Here is a 21,160-nt window from a genome sequence, read left to right on the forward strand (position 1 = left end):
CTGGTCGGCGCCAACGGGGCGGGCAAGACCACCACCCTGCGCACGGTGACCGGCGCACTGGCGTTCACCACGGGAACCATCGAGGTGCTCGGAACAGCCCTCGGCCCCGCCCGGGTGCATCCCCCGCAGGGGGCGGCGAGCATGCCCGACATCTCGGCCCATCCGCGGCGCTGGACCCCGCAGCACGTGGCCAGACTGCGCCGCCGGGTGGTCCCCGGCTTCGACAGCTCCCACTTCGAGGAGCTCCTGACCACCTTCGGGGTCCCGCACCAGCGGGAGCTTCGCCGCCTCTCCCGTGGCCAGGCAACCCAGCTGGGGCTCGCCGCGGCCCTGGCTCAGGATCCGCAGCTGCTGATCCTGGACGAGCCCTTCGCCCATCTCGATCCGCTCGCACGGATGGAGCTGATCGAGGTGCTGCGCGACTTCATGGCCGAGAAGGAGCGCACGCTCCTGCTGGCCACCCACGACCTCGACGGCATGGAGCGCTTCGTCGACCAGCTCGTCGTCATCGCGCAGGGGCGCGATGTCCTCAGCGGGGAGGTGGAATCCCTGCGGGAGGAGTTCCTGCTGTGCGAGCTGGACCGCACCGACGCGGAGGCGGGGCCCGGTCAGCCGTTCATCGGGCCGACGACGACCGGTACCCGCACCCGGGCCCTGGTCGCCGTCGATGACGCCGTGGGGTTACCGACCAGCGCGTCCCTGCGCCGGCCCGACGTGAGCGAGATCGTCACGCATGTGCTCCGCGCTGCGCGGACCGATGCCCCCACCCTGAGGAGGACTCACCGATGAGCACCACCACCGCTGCACGCACTCCCCGCGGACTGCCCACCGATAAACGGCCGACGGGCCTCATCCTTCACACCGAGCTGCGGCTGAATGCCGGCCGCGTGGCCCTCACACTCCTCCTCTGCGCGCTCGCGCTGCTCTGCGCGGTGCTCGCCACCGACCAGTACGCCGGCCTGCTGACCCTCTGGGCGGCTCTGGGCTGGTACCGCTACGGCCGGGCCGACACCATCGAGCGCGACGAGCTGAGAGCCAGCCTCGGGCTCAGCCGTGCGGACCGGGTGCGCGGTCGACTGGCGCTGATCGGCGTGGAGCATGCCGCGGTGGTCGTGACTGTGGCCGTTGGTGCGGTGATCTCGGTGCTCCTGGGCCGTGAGACGGCAGGGGGAGCCGCGCCTTTCTCCTTCACCGGTGACCCTGGCGCACCGCAGCTCCCGATCATCCTGGTCGGGGCGCTGCTCTCCCTGGCCGCCCTGGTGGCGACCGGGATCGTCGTCGGCGGCGAGTGCACGATGCGACGGCCCGGGCGGAGCATGGCCGTGCTCAGCATCCTGATCTACTTCCTCGCCGGAGTGGTGCTGGCGATCCCGATTGCGCTGGTGGAGATCGTGCTGCGGTTCGATCTCTGGTCCGGCCCTGGCGGGATGGTGATCGTCGGAGTGGTGCTGGCGGTGCTGCTCGCCGTGCTCCTGCTCCGCTTGCGGAGCTCAGCGCGCCGCTGGATCCGTGGCCTCGACTCCGGTCGACCGGGAACGGTGAGATGACCGTGCCCCTCGGCATGCCTCTCGACCTGCCCGCTGCGGGCCCCGCAGTCGCCGCGATCACGGTCCGTGCTCTCGATGTCCACCTGCCCGATGCGCAGCGATGGACCCGGCCGCTGCGTCACGTGCTGCGCGGTGTCACCTTCGGGGTGCCGAGCGGCCAGGTCACCGCGCTGGTCGGCACCAACGGCGCCGGCAAGACCACCCTGCTGCGCACAGTGTCCGGAGCGCTGGCGCCCAGCTCCGGCACGATCGAAGTGCTGGGAGCACCCCTCGGGGGCGCAGAGGACGCCCTGCCCGCCGGGGTCGGCGTCGTCCCCGACGCCCCTTTCCAGCCGGATCATTGGACGGCCGACGATCTGGTGCTCGCCCAGCGCCGCGTCGAGCCCTCCTACGACGCCCGCCTCACCGGCGACCTGCTGCGTCGCGCGGGAATCGATCCTGGTGCCCAGCTGCGCCGGCTCTCGGCCGGACAGCGGACCCGGCTGCTGCTCGCCGTCGCACTCGGCATCCGCCCCGATCTGCTCCTGCTCGACGAGCCCTTCGCGCGGCTCGACCCGCTGGCCCGCACCGACGTGCTCGACGAACTGCGGGAGCACCAGGCCGGGGGAGAGGACCGCACGATCCTGCTGTCCACCCATGACCTCGGCGAGATCGAACGGTTCGTGGACCACCTGGTGCTGCTGCATGAGGGTCGTGTCGTGCTCGAGGGCTCCGTGATCGATCTGATCGAGGAGCATCTGGTCGCCACGACCACCAGCGCCACAGCCAGCGCCACCGCCGCGACCTCGCCTCACCATCTGGGTGAGCACGCCGCGGTGCTGCGAGGTCCGCGCCGCAGCGGGGACCAGCTCGAAGCGCTGGTGCGCGCAGAGGACGCAGTGGGGCTGGAAGGGCTCACGGATCTGCGCCGCCCCACGCTCCAGGACGTCCTCACCTTCACCCTCCGGGAGGTCTCACGATGACCGGCACCGCTGACTCGCGCACTGCCGCGCGATCCGCGCCGCGCCCCTTGACCTCGCTGGGACGGGCGCTCGGGCTGGAGTGGCAGCACCACCGCGGGCGGATCCTGCTCTACGCGCTGCTCGCGGCGGTGATCGTGCTGGTCGCCATCCTCGCCGAACTCCGCCTCGGCGTGGTCGCGATCCTGCTCGCCGCGCGCCTGCCCGCGGATCTCGCCGACGCCTCCGAGGACGGCAGATACCAGCGCAGTGCGCTGGGGATCTCCCGCGCCGACGCCGTGCGCGCTCGCACCCTCATGATCTGCGGCGGGCAGCTGGTGCTCGCCCTCGGCGCCGTCGGCGCCATCTGCCTGACCCAGTGGCTCCCCGATGCGAGGCACTGGAGCAGCTTCGACATCCGGAGCACCGAACTCGGACCGCTGCCGATGACCTGGTGGGACCACCTCGTGGACATCGGGCTGTGGTCCGGGGCGATCCTGTGGACGCATGCACTCGTCGGCGGCCGCGCCATCCAACTCGGGGAGCGGCCCTCCAGGATCGGCGCACTTGCCCAGTTCATCGGAATCAGTCTGCTCGCCTGGCTCATGGTCGCCGGGAGCACGCTGCTGGCCAGCGTCGTCCTGATGAACCTGGAATCGGACGCGGCAGCCGCCCTCGGCGCGGCCGGCACCACCCGGTTCGTGGTCGCTGCCAGGGTCGGGCAGAGCCTCACTCTCGTGCTCACCTTCGGCGGCGGGGTCCTCGCTCTCCTGCTCGCGCAGCGTCGCTGGGTGCGCCGAGCCTGACTGGCGCTGCCGGGATCGGCCAGCACCCTGTGGGACCATGGCGCGCATGAGCACCAGCCCCGTCGGCAGCGCCGCACGCTCCCGGTCGCGGCGAGCGCGGTGATGACCTCCGTCCCCCTTGCACGCCGCGCCGGCGGGCCCGATCTCGCCCGCGGCCTCGCGCTGCTCGGCATCGCGCTGGCCAACACGGTGGGGTGGCTGCACGGCTCGCAGTGGACGGTGCTGCTGAAACAGCTCGACGCCACCGCGCTGGATCGTGCTGCGGACGTGCTCGTCGCACTGTTCGCCGACAACCGCGGATTCCCGCTGTTCGCGATGCTCTTCGGCTACGGCATCGGGATCCTCCACCGCCGCTCCCAGGAGCGCGGCGAGAGTGCGGGGCGCTTCGTGCTGCGCATGCTCCGTCGCCATCTGGTGCTGCTCCTGATCGGCCTCGCCCATGCGGTCCTGCTGTTCAGCGGTGACATCCTGGTCGGCTACGCGATCATCGGCATGTTCTGCACATTGCTGATCACCCGTCACCGCATGGTGATGCCGCTGGTCGCCGTGATCGCCCTGCCGGCGCTCGGCGTGTGGGGCTGGACCGATGGGACCATCGGGCTGAGCGGCGGCAGCGGATACGCCGCGGCCTCCGCCCCCGATTACCTCACCGGCCTCGCGCTGCGGGCCGAGGCGGCGCTGCGCAGCACCGCGCTCACCCCGCTCCTGGACCTCGGGCTGCTCACCCCGATGGCGCTCGGTGCGATTGCAGCCCGGCTGCGGCTGCTCGAGGAAGTACTCGCGAATCGTGACCTGCTGATCCCTCTGATGCGGTGGGGGCTGCTGGTCGGGGTGCTCGGCGCGATCCCGCTGACCCTCGCGCTGGTGCTGGATCCCGGTCACGCGCACCTGGACAGCGAGCTGCTGCTGGGCATCCTGGGCGTCGTGCACCAGTACTCGGGGATCGTGGGAGCCCTCGGTCTGGCCGCCGCCGCGGCGCTGCTGGTCGAGCACGTGCGACACCGCGGCGAGCAGGGGGTGGGGCGGGCCGAGCGGCTGCTGGGCTCGTCGATCCGTGGCATCGAGGCACTCGGTGCCGCCTCCCTGAGCGCCTATATCGGGCAGTCGATCGTGTTCCTGGCCCTGTTCCCGCCCTATGCCCTGGATCTCGGAGCGCGGCTCGGTACCGCCGGTGCGGCGGTGATCGTGCTGCTGACCTGGCTGGCGATGATCCTGCTGGCCGCTCTGCTGCGCAGCCACGGCCACCGCGGCCCGCTCGAAAGGCTGCTGCGCCTCCTGGCCGGTTCCGCCGCCCCGGCCCGACAGATCGCGACTCGACAGGGTGCGACCCGACAGGTCGCGACCCGACAGGGCGAACCCCGACGTGTCGAGCACCGACGAGTCGAGACTGCACCGGATCCTTGGAAGGGAGCACGCTCATGACCGTCTTCGCCGACACCCCGCGCTGGCCGCGCCACGGACTGCTGTGGGGCCATCTGATCTCGGACGCCTCGCTCGAGGAGCTGCACGAGATCGCCGCCCGGGCGGGCCTGCCTCCCCGCTCCTTCGACCTGGACCACTACGACTGGCCCACCTCCGCAGAGGGGGCGCTGCGGGAGGTCGGGGTGCAGTTCGTGGGCGATAGGGAGCTGACCCGGATCCTCATCTCGTCCGGGTTGCGGGTGAAGCTCCTGGACCGTCCTGCAGCCCGCGCCCGGCGCAGCGCCGCGCACGCCGCCGCTCTGGGCCTGGAGCGAGTCCCGCGGGACCTCATCGTGGGCCAGCTCGGGCACGTGGACCCGCTGCCGCCAGCGCGTGAAGCCGCCCGTGGCGCGTTCCGGATGACCAGGGAGGACCCGTCGGCCGCACCGCGCATCGAAGCCCATGACGACCACGCTCGCCGTGAGGCGATGGAGCTTCTGGAGCTGCTGGACCGGCTCGCGCGGGCTCGTGGGGAGGCCGCTTTCATCGGCCAGGTGCTCGAGGACGGGCGCTGACCCAGCCGCTCACCGCTCTGGCACCGCACCGCTCTGGCACCTCATCGTCCCGGGCTCCTCGGTGAGGAACCCGCGTCCCCGTGCCCCTCGGCGTTCAGGGCCTCTCGATGCTCAGGGCTCGTCCTGCTCCGGGGCCTCGCCGGGGCTCTCCGCGTTCAGCGCCCGCAGCTGATCCGGGCGCACCCGGGCCTCCGGCGAGATCTCGGTGCCCTGCACCTCGAGCCAGAAGGTGGCGCCGCCACCCTCGGTCTCGGACACCCCGATGGTGCCGCCGTGCTGCTGGACGATCGAGGCCGCGATCGCGAGCCCGAGCCCCGCCCCGCCGCCCTGCGTCGCCGAGCGCATCCGCGAGGCATCCGTGCGGTAGAAGCGCTCGAACACCTTCTCGCGCTGATCATCGTCGATGCCCTCGCCGTGGTCCCGGATCTCGATCCGCACCCGCTGCGGGGAGAGGTAGCCGACGGCGATCTCGACCGGGGAACCCTTGGGGGTGTGCCGGTTCGCATTGCCCACCAGGTTCAGGATCACCTGTCGCAGGGAGGCCTCGTCGCCGAGCACGCCGATGGACAGATGCGGCTGCACGGACAGCGGCGTTCCCGACAGCGAGGTCACCATCACCTGCCGACCGGGATCCAGCGCGCGCAGGTCCTGGGCCGCATCGAACAGGGCATCGGTGAAGTCCACCGGATCCAGGGCGAGCTCCGGCTTCTCGTCGAGCCGGGCCAGACGCAGCAGATTCTCCACCAGCGAGCCCATCCGCTTCGCCTCATCCTCAATGCGGCGCATCGCCGAGGCGACGTCCTCGTCCTTGGGGAGGGCACCCATCCGGTACAGCTCGCCGAAGCCGCGGATGGCTGCGAGCGGGGTGCGCAGCTCATGGGAAGCATCGCCTACGAAGCGACGCATCTTCGCCTCGGAGGCGGTGGCCCGCTCCTCGGAGGTCGACTGCGCGGCGAACGCCTGCTCGATCCGCACCAGCATCTCGTTCAGGGAGAAGGCCAGATCATGGACCTCGAGGCTGGTGCGGGTGACCGGAACCCGGCGGGAGAGGTCACCGCCGGCGATCTGGGAGGCGGTCGCCTCGACGTCGCGCAGCGGTTCGAGCGCCCGATGGGTCACATACCCGCCGAGGCCCATGCCCACCAGCACCACCATCGTCCCCACCAGCACGATGACCAGTGCCATCTCATGCATGGTGCGGTCCACACCGGTCAGCGGCAGCGCCACGTACACGCTGCCTCCGTCGGGTCCGGAGTTCAGCATCGCCACCACCCGCCACCGGTTCTCCGCGGAGTCCAGCACCGTGAAGGGGCGGCCGCCCTGCTGCAGGATCTGCTCCTCGCTCAGCGTCGGGAACGGGATGACGATGTCACCGGGGCCGTAGTAGACCACGGCTCCGTCGATGCGCCTCCCGTCCCGGTCCCGGATCTCGATCGCATATTCGACCGGGGTGTAGGTGCTGTTGCGGATCGCGTCGTCGTCCCCCTCCAGCTCCTGCTGGGCCAAGGCGAGCATCTCGCCCATGCCTGCCTGCAGGTTGCTGTCGACGGACTGGATCAAAGTGCGGTTCAGCAGGAACAGGGAGAGGCTCCCGGTGACGACCGTGCCGAGCACCAGCAGCGCCGAGATGAGGGCGACGATCCGGGTCCACAGGGACACGGGCCGTTCGGCGCGCAGGGTCGGCAGCGCCACGCCTCAGGAGCCTTCGGGGGCTCGCAGGACGTAGCCGATGCCGCGCTTGGTGTGGATCATCGGGTCGCCGATGACGTCGACTTTGCGGCGCAGGTAGGAGATGTAGGACTCCACGATCCCCACCTCGCCGGACCAGTCGTAGTCCCAGACGTGGTCGAGGATCTGGGTCTTGGAGACCACCCGGCCGGCGTTGAGCATCAGGTAGCGCAGCAGCTTGAACTCGGTGGGGGACAGCTCGATGTTCACGTCCCCGCGGTGGACCTCGTGGGAGTCCTCGTCCAGGCGCAGATCCGCGACCACCAGCGAGCTGTCCACGGTGGGCTCGGAGCCGCCGTGGGTGCGGCGCAGCACCGCACGGATGCGGGCCACGACCTCTTCGAGGCTGAAGGGCTTGGTGACGTAGTCGTCGCCGCCGACGGTGAGGCCGGTGACCTTGTCCTGGGTCTCGTCCTTCGCAGTGAGGAAGAGGATCGGGTACTGCTCACCACGGTCGCGCAAGCGCCGGGTGACGGTGAAACCGTCCATGTCCGGCAGCATCACGTCGAGCACCACCAGGTCGGGCTGATGCTCGGTGGCCTCGCGGATCGCCTCATTGCCGGTCGAGGCGGTGAACACCTCGAAGCCGGCGAAACGGAGTGAGGTCGCGAGCAGGTCGCGGATGTTGGGTTCGTCGTCGACCACGAGCAGGCGTGCTTCGTAGTCCTGTTCTTCGCTCGTCGTCATGGGACCACCGTCCTCCTCGACCTTGGGAATCGGCTGGATGTCAGCTGAACGGGCTCAGCGGGTGGCGCGGTGGATCTTGTCCTGCTGCTTGCGCAGCCTCCGGATCGTCCAGCTCATCTGGACCATCCGCACCGAGCCGACCAGCGCCATCACCAGCGCGCCGGCGATCGCCGCGAGCAGCATCGCCACTCCGAGGGGCAGATCGAACTCTGCGCCGAAGTACCGGAAGCCGGCGGTGACGTTGTTCTGGATCACGAAGATCAGCAGCAGCACCAGGATGATCGCGCCGAGGATCAGCCCGATCCACATGCCGGCGGTCTTCCCGCCGCTGCCGACGGGTTCGAGCTCGGGGGCGGGTTCCGAGGTGGTGGGCTGGGAGACGGGCCGCTCAGCGGCGCGACGCCCGGTGGTCGAGCGTTCGGTGCCCGCGACGGTCTCACCCGCGGTGCTGTCGGTCGGGCCGGAGGTCGGGGAGACGGGACGGGGTGCGCCGTCGTGACCGGTGGGACGGAGGGAATCGTCGGATGAGGTCATTGTCGATCTCCTGGGGGGAGGGCCGACGGAGCGCCGGCGGTTGGGATGCGTCCCCACTCTATCCAGCTAGCGGCCTGCCCGCCGGTCAGCGCCGGTGGGTCCCGGACGGCTCAGTCCGCCTCCGCAGCAGCCTCGAGGTCGTCGGCGTCCATGATCGTGTACGCATAGCCCTGCTCGGCGAGGAACCGTTGACGGTGGGCGGCATAGTCCTGATCCTGGGTGTCGCGCATGACCACGGTGTAGAAGTGCGCGGTGCGGCCGTCCGCCTTCGGGCGGAGGAGGCGGCCCAGTCGCTGCGCCTCCTCCTGGCGGGAGCCGAAGGCGCCGGAGACCTGCACCGCGACGGAGGCCTCCGGCAGGTCGATCGAGAAGTTCGCGACCTTCGAGACGACCAAACGGTCGATCTGACCGGTGCGGAAGGCGTCGAACAGCTCCTGGCGGCGCTTGACCGGGGTCTGGCCGGTGATGAGGTCGGCGTCCAGGCGTTCGGCGATCTCCTCGAGCTGGTCGATGAACTGCCCGATCACGAGCATCGGCTCGCCCGGGTGACGGGAGGCGATCTTCTGCACCACGTCGATCTTCGCGCCATGGGCGGCGCTCAGTCGGGGGCGGTCCGCGGCTTCGGCCATGGCGTAGGCCATCCTGTCCGAGGCCGGCATCGTCACCCGCACCTCGGTGCAGTCCGCCGGGGCGATATAGCCCTGGGACTCGATGTCCTTCCAGGGGGCGTCATAGCGCTTGGGGCCGATCAGGGAGAACACCTCACCCTCCCGGCCGTCCTCGCGCACCAGCGTCGCGGTGAGCCCCAGCCGGCGCCTGGCCTGCAGGTCCGCCGTCATCCGGAAGACAGGCGCCGGCAGCAGGTGCACCTCGTCGTAGATGATCAGACCCCAGTCACGGGCGCTCATCAGCTCCAGATGCGGGTGGATCCCCTTCCGCTTCAGGGTCAGCACCTGGTAGGTCGCGATCGTCACCGGGCGCACCTCCTTGGCGGCCCCCGAGTACTCACCGATCTCGTCCTCGGTCAGCGTGGTGCGGCGCAGCAGCTCGTCCTTCCACTGACGGGCCGAGACCGTCGAAGTCACCAGGATCAGCGTGGTGCGCTGCATCGAGGCCATCGCCCCGGCGCCGACGAGGGTCTTTCCGGCGCCGCAGGGAAGCACCACCACACCGCTGCCGCCATGGCGAAAGCCGTCCACCGCCTCCTCCTGGTAGGGGCGCAGCTGCCAGTCCTCCTCCCGCAGGGAGATCGGGTGGGCCTCGCCGTCGACATAGCCGGCATGATCCTCGGCCGGCCAGCCGAGCTTCAGCAGCGCCTGCTTGAGGGCGCCCCGCTCCGAAGGGTGGACCACCATCGTGGTCTCATCGAGACGGGCGCCGAGCATCCCCTGGATCCGCGTGGTCCGTGAGACCTCTTCGAGCACCGCCCGATCCAGTGCGTGCAGCACCAGTCCGTGGACGGGATCCGAGCGGAGCTGGAGCCTGCCGTAGCGGTCCATCGTGTCCGCCACGTCGATCAGCAGCGAGTGCGGGACCGGGTAGCGGGAGTGGTCCACGAGCGCGGCGACCACCGATTCGGCGTCATAGCCTGCGGCGCGCGCGTTCCACAGTCCCAGATCCGTGATCCGGTAGGTGTGCACATGCTCCGGGGCGCGCTCGAGCTCCGCGAAGGCGGCGATCGCGATGCGGGCGGTCTGCGCCTGCGGATGGTCGACCTCGAGCAGGAGGGACTTGTCGCTCTGGACGATGAGGGGGCCGTCGGTCATCACAAGAGGCTACGCCGGAACTCGAGCTGCGCCGGGGTCTCAGACAGAAGCGGGCTCGACGAGCGCGTTGCCCGTGACCCGATGGTGCACGCCGAGCACCAGCAGCTGCATGACCGGGATCACGGCCACCGCGAGGATCGGGATGATCATGGTCAGGCAGATCGCGAACGCGAGCAGCATGGTGACGACGACTGTTCCGACGTTCTTCGTCACGAGGCGCACGCTGGCGGAGATCGCCTCGCCGAACCCTGCTCCCCGGGCCGCCTCGACGGTGGCGAAGTAGAGCAGAACGGAGACGACGATCGCCGGGACGTAGAACACGAAGCTCACGCCCTGCGCGAGCTGTCCCAGCACCGCGCTGAGGAGCGCGACCACGAAGGCCACGGCGATGGTGGTCCCCGTGCCGACGAAGCCCTCCTTGATCGTCGGGCGGCGGCCGGCGAGGACTGCGGTGCCGGCGTGGAGGATGCCCGAGACCCACAGCGCGCTCACGAGCGCCACGACGAGCGAGATGAGCACGCTGCCGACGCTGAACGCCGGTGCCTCAGTGGCGTATCCCGGCGTTCCACCGCTGCGTTGCAGCGCGATCGAGAGCATGACGCTGAGGATCACGAAGGCGATGATCACGACGATGAGGATCACGGCATAGACCAGGGCCGGCACCAGGAAGGCGCCGAGATTGCGGGTGAAGGCGTTCCAGGCCCAGCGGATGCCGACGGCCACCGGCCCACCAGCGATCACCGGCGCGTTCGGCTGTGGGGAGGGCTGTGAGGAGAAGGAGGGGTCGGAAGACCCATGTTCGTGAGAGGACTGATCCGCGGGCTGGGAGGGGGAGGGCACGGAGTGCTGCCTTTCGAGGGGAGCGAGGTGAGGCCGGCAGGCCGCTCTCCCACCGTACGGGCCGATCAGGGCTCGGGGCTCGAAGCTCGGAATGTCTGAGTCCGAGCTCAGGGGCAGGCCTGGGCTCCGGCGCGGGCCGGCTCCGGCAGCTCATGGCCTCGCAGCCGCTCGTACATCCCGAGCTCGAAGAGCACGATGAACGGGGTCATCACCAGGATGCCCACCACAATCGTGGCTCCGATCGAGAGGATCACCGAGAGCACCAGGTACGCGACGATCGCGGTGCCGAGGTTCGCGCGCACCAGGGCATAGCTCTCCTTGAGCGCGGCCACCGGGGCGGCACCGCGGGCCGACGCCGGGATCGCGAACATGAACAGCACCGCGGCGATCAGCCCGGGAATGTAGAACAGGAGCATCCCCACCGCCACGATCAGGCCGTACAGCAGGGAGGTCAGGACGATGCGCCAGGGCCCCACGAGCGCCTGTCCGATGGTGGGCCGACCGCCCTGGAGGACGATCTCCGCGGCGCGACCGGACGCCGACTGCCACATCAGGCTGAACGGGATCAGGAGCACCATCGCGCCCAGCATGATCGCGTAGAACAGGACCAGCTCGACGACGGGGACGTAGTCCGAGGTCCACTGGTCGGTACGCGAGAACATCGCGGCGGTGGCACCGATCATCCCGCCGACGATGATCACGGTGTAGATCGCGCAGTAGATGAACCCCACGACCAGGTAGGACACCGGATTGCGCAGCAGCGCCGTGCCGGCGAAGCGCAGGGCCGCCCCGAGGTCCGCGGCGAGATCCGTCCCGGGCGCTGGACCCGCACCCGGACGCCTCCCGGCGCCTCCAGCTGCTGCCGGCGGCACCGTGGCGGAGCTGTCGATCCCGGGGGCGCCGTAGCTGTGGGGGCTGCGGGAGGGTGGTGCGGAGTACGGCGACGGGACGGTCATGGGGAGTGCTCTCTCTCGGGGCCGGTGAGGGCGGTGCAGGGCGGGGACCACGGTACGGGTGCGCAGGCTGTGCTCAAGGCCCGACAATGCCGGAGCGTGATCCCCGAGAGCGCTGCTGTCGGGGCCTGAGGGCCCCGAAAGGCGCTTCCCTCCGAGCTCTCCGGTCACGGCAAGCCCTGGCACTGCCGAGCACCTCCGGCGCAACATCCCTAAGATGGGAGCTGATGGACCGGGACGCCCGACCTGTCGACGTCTCGTCGGCCGCGAGGTTCCGCCCGGCTCGACAGCACCCGACATGAGGAGAACCCATGGCTAGCTTCGCTCCGTCCCCCGCCGATGTGGCAGACATCGGCGTCACCGGAATGGCGGTGATGGGCTCCAACCTGGCGCGCAACTTCGCCCGCAACGGCTTCAAGGTGGCGCTCCACAACCGCAGCGTCGCCAAGACCGAGAAGGTCATGACCGATCACAGCGGCGACGGCGAGTTCTACCCCTCGGAGTCCATGGCGGACTTCGTCGCCTCCCTGCAGAAACCGCGCGTCGCGCTCATCATGGTCAAGGCCGGCAAGCCCACCGACGCCGTGATCGACGAGCTCGCCTCGCTCATGGAGCCGGGCGACATCATCGTCGACGCCGGCAACGCCCTGTTCGGCGATACCCGCCGCCGCGAAGCCGCGCTGCGCGAGAAGGGCCTGCACTTCGTGGGCACCGGCGTCTCCGGTGGCGAGGAGGGCGCGCTGAACGGCCCCTCGATCATGCCCGGTGGCACCAAGGAGTCCTACGACCGCCTCGGCCCCATGTTCGAGAAGATCTCCGCGCATGTCGATGGCGCGCCGTGCTGCACCCACGTCGGCGCCGACGGTGCGGGCCACTTCGTGAAGATGGTCCACAACGGCATCGAGTATGCCGACATGCAGGTCATCTCCGAGGCCTACGACCTCATGTCCAAGGCCCTCGGCAAGAGCGCCTCCGAGATCGGTGACGTCTTCGCCGAGTGGAACAAGGGCGACCTGGAGTCGTTCCTCATCGAGATCACCGCCGAGGTGCTCCACCACACCGACGCCTCCTCCGGCAAGCCGTTCGTGGATGTCATCCTCGACCGCGCGGCCCAGAAGGGCACCGGCGCCTGGACCGTGCAGACGGCCCTGGACCTCGGCGTCCCGGTCACCGGCATCGCCGAAGCGACGTTCGCCCGCTCCGTCTCCGGCTCCACGCCGCAGCGTGAGGCCGGCCGCAAGGTGCTGCCCGCCGAGGCGCAGACCCTCGAGATCGCCGACCCCGCCCAGTTCATCGATGACCTGCAGAAGGCGCTCTACGCCGCGAAGCTGGTCTCCTACTCGCAGGGCTTCGACGAGATCGCCGCCGGTGCCGAGGAGTTCGGCTGGGACATCGACCTGGGTGCGATGGCCCGGATCTGGCGCGGTGGCTGCATCATCCGCGCCCGCTTCCTCAATCGCATCACCGAGGCGTACGAGCGCGACGCGAAGCTCCCGCTGCTGCTGGCGGACGAGTACTTCACCACCGAGATCGCCAAGTGCATCCCGGCTTGGCGCCGCATCGTGGCCTTCGCGGCCTCGACCGGCTACCCGGTGCCGGTGTTCTCCTCGACCCTGTCGTACTACGACGCGGTGCGCGCCGAGCGCCTCCCCGCCGCCCTGGTCCAGGCCCAGCGCGACTACTTCGGTGCGCACACCTACCAGCGCGTCGACGCCGAGGGCACCTTCCACGTGGAGTGGTCCGAGGATCGCCGCGAGACGAAGCAGGACTGATCGCGCAGGACTGATCGACGTACTGCGAGCTTGCGAGCGGTAGGAGCTCAGTCGATCTGACGCAGGACTGATCGACGTACTGCGAGCTTGCGAGCGGTAGGAGCTCAGTCGATCTGACGCAGGACTGGTCGACGGGGCGGGGTGCCGGTGACGGTGCCCCGCCCCCGAGTACGACGAAGGCCCCGGACCAGCAGGTCCGGGGCCTTCGTCAAACGCTGTGCGAGATCACATCGAGCCGCTCGAGATCGCCGCGCCGACGAGGACGGCGTAGAGGATGCCGACGACCACGTAGAGAACGATGACGATGATCGTGAGGATCATGGCCCACTTCGTGAACTTCTGTGCGGTCTCCGGCTCGGTATCGGCCTTGAGGTAGCCGAGCAGGCCGAGCACGCCGGAGATGACGCCGCCGCAGATGAAGCCGACGATGGTCCAGATCAGGGCCTTCTTCTTGATGGCCTCGATGTCGTAACCCGAGTTGGGTGTGGTCATGGGAATCCCCTTCTTCCTGATGATCATTCCCCGGCGGTGACGAGCCGGGCCCCAGGTCGGGTGTTCTCATACGTCCGGTCCTGGCGACGGGAATACTATCGCGAACCGGGGGAGGGTCCGCCATGGGGAGGACTCCCCATAATCCTTCGGATCCCTCGTACCAGGGCCCTGGCTCCTGGCATCTGGCGCCCGGTTCCACTCAGCTCAGGGTCACGCGGTGCACGAGCACCGTGAACTCCTCATCTCGGCCGACCTCCCGGGCACGCAGGCGACCCCCTTCGAGGGAGAGCGGCTGGGCGTGCTTCACGACCACCCCGCCGCGCCCGTCGACGATGCCGAGCGGGATCTCGTCATTGCGCGAGATCGCATCCAGCAGGCGATCGGTGACCGAGAGATCGCTTGCACCCTCCTCCGCGGCGCGGAGCCGGGCCACTGCCTCGAGGGTGGGCACCCGCAGCTCGGGGCCGTCGATGGTCACCAGGTCCGGCTCGACCGGACCTCCGCGCAGGGAATGGGTCAGCTCCTCGGGGACCGGGCGGCCGTCCGCTCCGACGGCCTGAGGGGAGAGCCCGGCCTGGCGGGCCATCTGCAGGGCGAACCCGGGCTCGGAGAGGGTGACGGCGACGGTGGGGGCCAGCCGGTGCAGGTCCAGAACGGCGGCCTCGGGTGCGACCTGCAGCAGGTCGAGCACCTCGACGTCCGCGGTGAGCACGGTGGTGGCTCGGGAGACCTGCACCCGGCCGTGGCGACGCTGCTCATCGCGCAGCAGGTAGGTCAGCGCCTGGGGAACGGGTGTGCGGCAGACCTCCTCCAGCAGGATCAGCAGCGCCTCCGCATCGCGGCCGTCCCCGAGCGCCCGACGCACGGCGGCGGTGGTGAAGCGCAGCGTCAACGCACCCCCGCGGGAGACCACTTCGGTCCAGTCCAGCAGCGGCAGCAGCCGCTCGGCGGGCCGGCCGGGGATGACGGCGGTCAGGTCAGCATCCAGCAGCACCTCGGCGACCGGGGTCGGGGCTTCCGCTGCGAGGACGGTGGCGAGTCGGGCGTCCGCGCTGGTGATCTCCTCGTCCAGAGCGAGGACCAGTTCGTGGCCGAGCACGGTGAGCGCCCCGCCGTCGAGCAGGCCCAGCGCCTGTCCCTCGACCAGCAGCGCGCCGGTCTCCTCCTGGATCACCTCGGCGGGGACCAGCGGGAACGCCCACGCCAGGGCTGCGGCCAGGGACTCCTCGCTCGCGTCCACGCCGGGGGAGGTGCGCAGCAGCCGCAGCAGGCTGCCGCGGCGGGTGCGCACTCCGTCGCGCCGGGTGAGGTCGGACAGCAGGGAGCGGCCGGTGCCGGAAGAGTCCGGGGTCCCCACCACCGCCGCGAGATGGTGTCCGCGCGCCCAGGCCAGCGTCAGCTCCGCCCAGCGCTGCTCCGCGGCGAGCAGGCGGTGCGTATCCCAGTCCTGAGTGGGGTGCCATTCCTGACCGTCGTGGCCGATCAGCCCGGCCTGCCAGGCGGACTGCAGGACCGTCGCGTAGGTCAGCAGCGGTGCTCCGGCACGCTCTGCCAGGCGGCGCAGGTCCCGTTGGGGGAGGCCTCCGCGGCGCAGGACCCCCGGCGGGTCCTCGTCGAAGCCGCGCACCGTGCCCAGCAGGCGGAGAGCCTCGAAGGCGCGCTCGACGGCCTGGGCGGTGCGCGAGCCGGGGATCCGTTCGGTGAGCTCGGGGCCGTCCGGGGCTGGACGCTGCGCGAGATGGGTGCGGCGCAGCCGGCCATCCCGCAGGGCGAGCTGGACAGAGCGAGGGATGTGCAGTGACTTTCCGTCGGCCACCACGATGCCTGCGGCGAGCAGCTCTGCGGCGAGCCGGCCGCCACCGGTGACCGCGCTGGGCCCCCAGGCGAGCGTCTCCAGCACCTCGGGATGCGTGCTGCGGGCCCGTTCCACCCGCTGCTGCGCCTCCTGCGCGCTGGGGTCCTGGGGAGTCGCGGCGGCGAGACCCGCAGGGGTGCGCATCCCCTCCCGGAGGGGGCGGATCAGGTGCAGCTCATCTTCGCCCCAGACCACGGCGAGGGTGATCAGACGTTCCAGGGCGGGAGCGATCGTGGGCGGGTCCGCGGAGACCGCCGCAGCCAGCCGGGCGGGGGAGGCGCCGTCCTCGAGCACGGCGAGGGCCTCGACCAGATGCAGCTCCGGCAGGGTCAGCGCCTCCAGGGCGCGCCGCGCGGAGGTGGCGCCTGCGGCCCGAGCGGCGAGCGGGCCGATCCCGCGGGGAAGGGGCGAGGTGAGATCCGGTCGGGCGACGAGCAGGGCCTCGAGGCGTTCGTCGCCGAACCGGCGCAGGGAGTCCGCGAGGGACCGGATCGCAGCGGTCATGATGCATTCCAGCATAGGCTTGCCCGCTGTGAGGAGCCTCGGCACTGGGGGCTCCGCTGCTCGCCCCCATAGCCCAATCGGCAGAGGCGGCCGACTTAAAATCGGCACAGTGCGGGTTCGAGTCCCGCTGGGGGCACCACGGCGATAAGCAGCTGAGGAGCGTGCTGTTCGCTGCTTCCCGGGGTACTGTGACGCAGGTGCCGGGGCGCTCGCCGCAGAGCTGCGTCGATGTCGGCCACAATGGGAGCATGACCGTTCCTGCCGATGACTCCTCCCTGGCCCTCGACCACCGTGAGCGGATGGCACCCCGTCTCGACGAGGTGCTCTCCCGCCTGGAGGCAGCGGCACAGCGGGTGGGCCGCGACAGCCGTGAGATCACCGTACTGCTGGCCACCAAGACGCGCACCCCGGTGGAGATCGCCGTCGCGGTGGAGCTGCTGCGCGAGCGGGGCCGACGGGCCGCGGTGGGGGAGAACCGGGCGCAGGAGATCGCCAAGCACGCCGATCCGCTGCTCGTGGACAACGCGGTGCCGCGTCACTTCATCGGCCGTCTGCAGACCAACAAGGCCCGCGACGTCGTGGGCTTCGCCGAGCTGATCCACAGCGTGGACCGCGAGGGCATCGCCGACGCGCTCGAGCGCCGCGCCGAGACGGCCGGCCTGACCCGCGAGGTGCTGGTGCAGGTCAACACCTCCGGCGAGGAGTCCAAGGGCGGCTTCGCGCCCACCGTGGATGCCATCGCACCGATCGTGGAGCGACTGCGGGCGAGCAGCTCCCTGAGGCCCGTCGGCCTCATGACCATCGGCGCGAACACCAGCGATGACGCCGCAGTGCGCGCCTCCCTGCGGATGCTGCGCGAGCTGCGCGACTGGGCCCGCGAGGAGCTGGGCGCCCCCGAGCTCGAGCAGCTGTCGATGGGCATGAGCGGCGATCTGGAGATCGCCGTCGAGGAAGGCGCCACCATCGTGCGTGTCGGCTCCGCGATCTTCGGGGCCCGTCCCGGGGTGTGACCCGACTCCCTTCCGGGCCGGGACCCTCTGGCGCAGGAGTCCCGCCGCCGCATAGCGTGGTCCCCGAGGTGCTGAGCGCGGAGGCTGGAGCCGCGTTGGCACCTCTTCGCATGCCCGCACGATTCTCCTCTTCCCCTCCACGACGGCGATGGTCCTGACCCGGTTCCCTCCGGCGTTCCCACATCGCGTCGGCCCTCACCCCGCGCCGGGAGGTGCCCCGTGACCGCTTCGACCCCCACTGCTCCTCAGCCCCCGTCGTCGCAGGCCTCATCGTCGCAGGCCCCGGCCCGGGTGCCGCTGTCGCCCTGGCGCCGCGCCCTGGCCCTGTTCGCGCTCGCCCTGGGCGGCTTCGGGATCGGCTCTTCCGAGTTCGTCACGATGGGCCTGCTGCCCGAGATCGCCGACTCCCTGCTGCCGCAGATGATGGCGGAGACCCCCGATCAGGGGCTCGCGAGGGCGGGCTGGGCGATCAGCGCGTACGCGCTCGGCGTCGTGATCGGCGCGCCGCTGCTGTCCCTGCTCGCGGTGCGCTTCAGCCGCACCACGCTGATCGTGGTGTTCGCGGTGCTGCTGACCGTGAGCACCCTGGCCTCCGGCCTCATGCCCGGCTTCGAGCTGACCATGCTCGCCCGCTTCGCCGCGGGGCTCCCGCATGGTGCCTACCTGGGCGTGGCGGCGCTGCTGGCCAGCTCCCTGATGGGCCCCGGTTCCCAGGGCAAGGGGGCGGCGCTGGCGATGTCCGGACTCACCGTCGCGAATCTCGCCGGCGTGCCGCTGCTCACCGCCCTCGGGCAGAGCGCGGGCTGGCGCGCCGCCTTCCTCGTGGTCGCCGGGGTGTTCGCGCTGACGGCGATCCTCCTGGTGCTCACGATCCCCGCCCAGGCCGCCCCGCGCGGCCGACGCCTGGGGGATGAGCTGCGCGCCTTCCGGCGCGTCCAGCTGTGGATGGTGATGGTGATCGCCGCCGTCGGCTTTGCCGGCTCCTTCGCGGTGTTCAGCTATATCGCCGACATCGGCCGCCAGGTCGCCGGTGTCTCTCCCGGCTACATCCCGGTGCTGCTGGCCGTGGCCGGGCTCGGGATGACCATCGGTAATGCGATCGGCGGGGTGAGCACCGACCGCTCGCTGAACGGCACCCTGCTGGTGGCCTTCCCGCTGTACATCGCCGCGATGCTGATGATGGTGCTGGTGGTCAGCAGCCCGGTGGGGCTGACCCTCACCTTCTTCCTCGTCAACTTCGCCCACTCCATCCTCTCCCCGGCGATGCAGACCTGGCTGATGCGCATCGCCGGCCGTTCCGAGATGCTCGGCGCCTCCCTGCACCACGCCGCCTTCAACGTCGCCAATGCGCTCGGCGCGCTGCTGGGCGGCGCGGTGATCTCGGCCGGGTACGGGCTCGCGGCCCCGACCGTGATCGGCACAGTGGTCGCCACGATCGGCTTCGGGATGCTGCTGGCCACGCTCGTCATGCTCCGCCTGCGGGCGCGGCGGCGGCTGGCGCAGCTGGACCAGGTCGGCATCGAGCTCGCCCCGGCCCGCGAGCGGGTCGACGCCCGCGGAGAGGGTCAGCCCCGCTGATCCGTCTGCAGTATGCAGAGCGGGCCCTCAGCGGGGCGGGGGTCCGATGAGCGCCGAGGGCAGCCCGTACTCGTGCTCGAGCACCTCGCACGCGGCGCCGGCCGCGATGAGGTCCACCCCTCGGGTGGAGAGCAGCACCTCGACGTGCACGCGGGCTCCGGCGCGCAGACCCTGGTCCATCGCCTCCCGGATCGCATCCATCGTCACCTGGTGGTGGGCGTAGACCGAGCGGCCGCCGAGCACCACCCGGTCCACATCCATCAGCCGCACCAGGTTCAGCACCACGGTCGCGAGCACCTCGGCGGCCCGCTGCGTGTCGCCGTCCCGCTGGGCGGCGAGGTACTCGGCCTGGGCGCAGCCGCGGCGCCCGCACGGGCAGGGCTCGCCGCCCAGGTTCACCACGGTGTGCCCGGCCTCCCCGGCCCGGGAGTGGGCGCCGCGCACGATCGTGCCGTCCAGGCGCAGAGCGGCCCCGAGCCCCTCCTCGGCCAGCACCAGCACGGCATTGTCCAGCAGGCCCGGCTGGGACCAGCTCTCGCCGATCAGGGCGGCTCGGGAGTCGTGATCCACCAGCACCGGCATCCGCAGCTCGTCCAGCAGCAGGTCACGGATCGAGGCCCCGCGCCAGGCGTCGGTGCTCGAGGAGGAGCCGAGGTGGACGCCCTCGACGACGTCGACCGGTCCCGGCATCCCGACCCCGACGCCGAGCAGCTCGCCGGGCCCGTGCCCGGTGAGCTCCCGCGCCGCATCGGCCAGAGTGGCGATCAGGGCGGGCACGGGCTGCTCCGGGACGATCTCCGTGCTGCGCCGCTCCAGGATCTGCCCGGTGAGGTCCGCCACCACGCCGTGCAGCCGCGTGCGGGTCAGATGCAGCCCGATCGCCCGCCGGGACTCGGGGACGATCCGGTACAGGGTGGTGGGCTTGCCGGGCCCGGAGGAGAAGGAGCCGATCTCCGCGATCAGCCCGCGGGCGATCAGCCGGGTGAGGATCTTCGAGATCGCCTGGGGTGTGACCTGCAGGGCCTCGGCCAGACCGGTGCGTGCGACCGGTTCCCCGCGGCGCGCGACGGCGAGCACGGCGGCGTCATGGGCGCCTGCCACGCGGTCCAGCGGTCCGGTCGACTTCACGGCGCTCATCCTGCCATGGCGGCCTCCCGCGAGGGTCGTGTGACGAGGATCCGACGACGCACCCCCTTGACGTAACGCAACAGCGTTGGCTTATTGTGTCCGTTCGGTCGATGACGCCCTCCTGCATCTGCTCTTCCGACAGTCGAGGAACTCCCATGACCCTGACCACCGACTCTCGCCCCACGCCGGCACCCGATCCCGCTGCGGCGTCCGACGCCGCCTCGCCCCCCGCCCCGCACGAGATTACGCCGCGGCGCCGCGCCCTGGCCCTGTTCGCCCTGGCCCTCGGCGGCGTGGGCATCGGCGCCTCCGAGTTCGCGACCATGGGCCTGCTGCCCGGCATCGCCGACGGCCTGCTGCCCGCCCAGATGGCGGATGATCCCGATGCCGGCATCGCCCGGGCCGGGCTCCTGATCACGTCCTATGCGCTCGGCGTCGTCGTCGGCGCGCCGGTGCTGGCGTTGCTCTCCGTGCGCTGGAGCCGCACCTCGATGATCACCGCGCTGGCCGTCGCCCTCGTCGCGGGCACGCTGCTCTCCGCGCTGATGCCGACCTTCGAGCTCACCGTGGCCGCCCGCTTCCTCGCCGGCCTCCCGCACGGTGCCTACTTCGGGGTCGCCTCGCTCCTGGCGGCCTCCCTGATGGGGCCCGGCAGCCAGGGCAAGGGCGTGGCCGTCGCGCTTTCGGGCCTGACCGTCGCGAATCTCGTGGGCGTGCCGCTGATGACCGCACTCGGCCAGGTCGCCGGTTGGCGCGTCGTCTACCTGGTCATCGCCGTGATCTTCGTGCTCACCGTGCTCGCTCTGCGCTGGGCGGTCCCGCCCCAGGCCCCGGTCCCGGGCCGGCGGATGGTCGACGAGATCGTCGCGCTGCGCCGCCTGCAGCTCTGGGTGATCATGGCGATCGCGGCGGTCGGCTTCGCCGGCGGGTTCGCCGTCTTCAGCTATGTCGCCGACATCGCCACCCAGGTCTCCGGCGCTGCCATGTCGATGGTGCCGTGGGTGCTGGCCGCGGCGGGCCTGGGGATGACCCTGGGCAATATCGTC

At 70.9% G+C, this 21,160-nt stretch carries 19 protein-coding genes and 1 tRNA gene; 11 read left to right on the plus strand and 9 right to left on the minus strand.

Features of this window, described 5'->3' with window-relative positions; translation table 11 throughout:
• The 6 genes from ACT3SQ_RS17000 to ACT3SQ_RS17025 form a co-directional block, all read left to right on the plus strand.
• Positions 1 to 789: ATP-binding cassette domain-containing protein (locus ACT3SQ_RS17000; protein ID WP_444601464.1), on the plus strand; the 789-nt coding region annotated here is incomplete at its 5' end.
• Positions 786 to 1,547, plus strand: coding sequence for a hypothetical protein (locus ACT3SQ_RS17005; RefSeq protein ID WP_441443436.1), 762 nt, complete (start codon positions 786 to 788; stop codon positions 1,545 to 1,547). The genes ACT3SQ_RS17000 and ACT3SQ_RS17005, both read left to right, overlap by 4 nt.
• The gene (locus tag ACT3SQ_RS17010) at positions 1,544 to 2,509 is read left to right on the plus strand and encodes an ABC transporter ATP-binding protein (RefSeq protein WP_444599048.1); all 966 of its coding nucleotides are present in this window, start codon (positions 1,544 to 1,546) and stop codon (positions 2,507 to 2,509) included. Before ACT3SQ_RS17005 ends, ACT3SQ_RS17010 begins: the two co-directional genes overlap by 4 nt.
• Complete coding sequence (locus ACT3SQ_RS17015) at positions 2,506 to 3,291, plus strand: hypothetical protein (RefSeq protein ID WP_442331980.1); 786 nt, start codon at positions 2,506 to 2,508, stop codon at positions 3,289 to 3,291. The genes ACT3SQ_RS17010 and ACT3SQ_RS17015 overlap by 4 nt, the downstream gene beginning before the upstream one ends.
• A 102-nt stretch (positions 3,292 to 3,393) precedes the next feature.
• Positions 3,394 to 4,713, plus strand: a complete 1,320-nt coding sequence (locus ACT3SQ_RS17020; RefSeq protein ID WP_441443433.1) for a DUF418 domain-containing protein — start codon at positions 3,394 to 3,396, stop codon at positions 4,711 to 4,713.
• Positions 4,710 to 5,267, plus strand: a complete 558-nt coding sequence (locus tag ACT3SQ_RS17025) for a DUF4031 domain-containing protein (protein WP_441443432.1) — start codon at positions 4,710 to 4,712, stop codon at positions 5,265 to 5,267. Before ACT3SQ_RS17020 ends, ACT3SQ_RS17025 begins: the two co-directional genes overlap by 4 nt.
• Before the next feature lie 111 nt (positions 5,268 to 5,378).
• On the opposite strand, the gene ACT3SQ_RS17030 is transcribed toward ACT3SQ_RS17025, so the two are convergent.
• The 6 genes from ACT3SQ_RS17030 to ACT3SQ_RS17055 form a co-directional block, all read right to left on the minus strand.
• A complete protein-coding gene (locus ACT3SQ_RS17030) occupies positions 5,379 to 6,959 on the minus strand; it encodes an ATP-binding protein (protein ID WP_441443431.1) in 1,581 nt (526 codons plus the stop codon).
• 3 nt (positions 6,960 to 6,962) lie between these two features.
• Positions 6,963 to 7,682, minus strand: coding sequence for a response regulator transcription factor (locus ACT3SQ_RS17035; protein ID WP_441443430.1), 720 nt, complete (start codon positions 7,680 to 7,682; stop codon positions 6,963 to 6,965).
• Between the two features lie 54 nt (positions 7,683 to 7,736).
• Positions 7,737 to 8,216: a LapA family protein gene (locus ACT3SQ_RS17040; protein WP_444501764.1), complete on the minus strand. Its 480-nt coding sequence runs from the start codon at positions 8,214 to 8,216 to the stop codon at positions 7,737 to 7,739.
• A 110-nt stretch (positions 8,217 to 8,326) separates the two neighbouring features.
• Entirely contained in the window at positions 8,327 to 9,982 is a 1,656-nt protein-coding gene (locus tag ACT3SQ_RS17045; RefSeq protein ID WP_442331982.1) for a DNA repair helicase XPB, read from the minus strand.
• A 39-nt stretch (positions 9,983 to 10,021) separates the two neighbouring features.
• The gene (locus ACT3SQ_RS17050) at positions 10,022 to 10,705 is read right to left on the minus strand and encodes a hypothetical protein (protein ID WP_444601465.1); all 684 of its coding nucleotides are present in this window, start codon (positions 10,703 to 10,705) and stop codon (positions 10,022 to 10,024) included.
• A gap of 224 nt (positions 10,706 to 10,929) precedes the next feature.
• Positions 10,930 to 11,778, minus strand: a complete 849-nt coding sequence (locus tag ACT3SQ_RS17055) for a hypothetical protein (protein ID WP_441443426.1) — start codon at positions 11,776 to 11,778, stop codon at positions 10,930 to 10,932.
• Positions 11,779 to 12,086: 308 nt separating this feature from the next.
• On the opposite strand from ACT3SQ_RS17055, the gene gndA reads away from it, so the two are divergent.
• Positions 12,087 to 13,547, plus strand: coding sequence for an NADP-dependent phosphogluconate dehydrogenase (gene gndA, locus ACT3SQ_RS17060; RefSeq protein WP_441443425.1), 1,461 nt, complete (start codon positions 12,087 to 12,089; stop codon positions 13,545 to 13,547).
• Positions 13,548 to 13,772: 225 nt separating this feature from the next.
• Here the strand turns inward: gndA and ACT3SQ_RS17065 are convergent, their stop codons facing one another.
• Both ACT3SQ_RS17065 and ACT3SQ_RS17070 read right to left on the minus strand, forming a co-directional pair.
• Positions 13,773 to 14,039 (minus strand): hypothetical protein, encoded by a 267-nt coding sequence (locus tag ACT3SQ_RS17065; RefSeq protein ID WP_441443424.1) that lies wholly within the window; start codon positions 14,037 to 14,039, stop codon positions 13,773 to 13,775.
• A 199-nt stretch (positions 14,040 to 14,238) separates the two neighbouring features.
• On the minus strand, positions 14,239 to 16,398 hold the full coding sequence (locus tag ACT3SQ_RS17070; protein ID WP_444601466.1) for a helicase-associated domain-containing protein: 2,160 nt from the start codon (positions 16,396 to 16,398) through the stop codon (positions 14,239 to 14,241).
• 62 nt (positions 16,399 to 16,460) lie between these two features.
• Here ACT3SQ_RS17070 and ACT3SQ_RS17075 point away from each other — a divergent pair.
• From ACT3SQ_RS17075 to ACT3SQ_RS17085, 3 genes are all read left to right on the plus strand, one after another.
• Positions 16,461 to 16,537, plus strand: a tRNA-Leu gene (locus ACT3SQ_RS17075).
• 109 nt (positions 16,538 to 16,646) lie between these two features.
• Positions 16,647 to 17,408 (plus strand): YggS family pyridoxal phosphate-dependent enzyme, encoded by a 762-nt coding sequence (locus ACT3SQ_RS17080; RefSeq protein ID WP_444601467.1) that lies wholly within the window; start codon positions 16,647 to 16,649, stop codon positions 17,406 to 17,408.
• A gap of 219 nt (positions 17,409 to 17,627) precedes the next feature.
• Positions 17,628 to 18,986 carry an MFS transporter gene (locus ACT3SQ_RS17085; protein WP_444601468.1) on the plus strand — a complete coding sequence of 453 codons (1,359 nt, stop codon included), beginning with the start codon at positions 17,628 to 17,630 and terminating at the stop codon, positions 18,984 to 18,986.
• A 27-nt stretch (positions 18,987 to 19,013) separates the two neighbouring features.
• On the opposite strand, the gene ACT3SQ_RS17090 is transcribed toward ACT3SQ_RS17085, so the two are convergent.
• On the minus strand, positions 19,014 to 20,123 hold the full coding sequence (locus tag ACT3SQ_RS17090; RefSeq protein ID WP_444601469.1) for an ROK family protein: 1,110 nt from the start codon (positions 20,121 to 20,123) through the stop codon (positions 19,014 to 19,016).
• Between the two features lie 146 nt (positions 20,124 to 20,269).
• Between ACT3SQ_RS17090 and ACT3SQ_RS17095 the strand changes: the two genes are divergently transcribed.
• Positions 20,270 to 21,160, plus strand: an 891-nt coding sequence (locus ACT3SQ_RS17095; protein WP_444601470.1) for an MFS transporter, incomplete at its 3' end; no start/stop codon positions are given.

Origin of the sequence: Brachybacterium sp. AOP42-C2-15, from assembly GCF_052377065.1 — a bacterium.
Taxonomy (GTDB): domain Bacteria; phylum Actinomycetota; class Actinomycetes; order Actinomycetales; family Dermabacteraceae; genus Brachybacterium.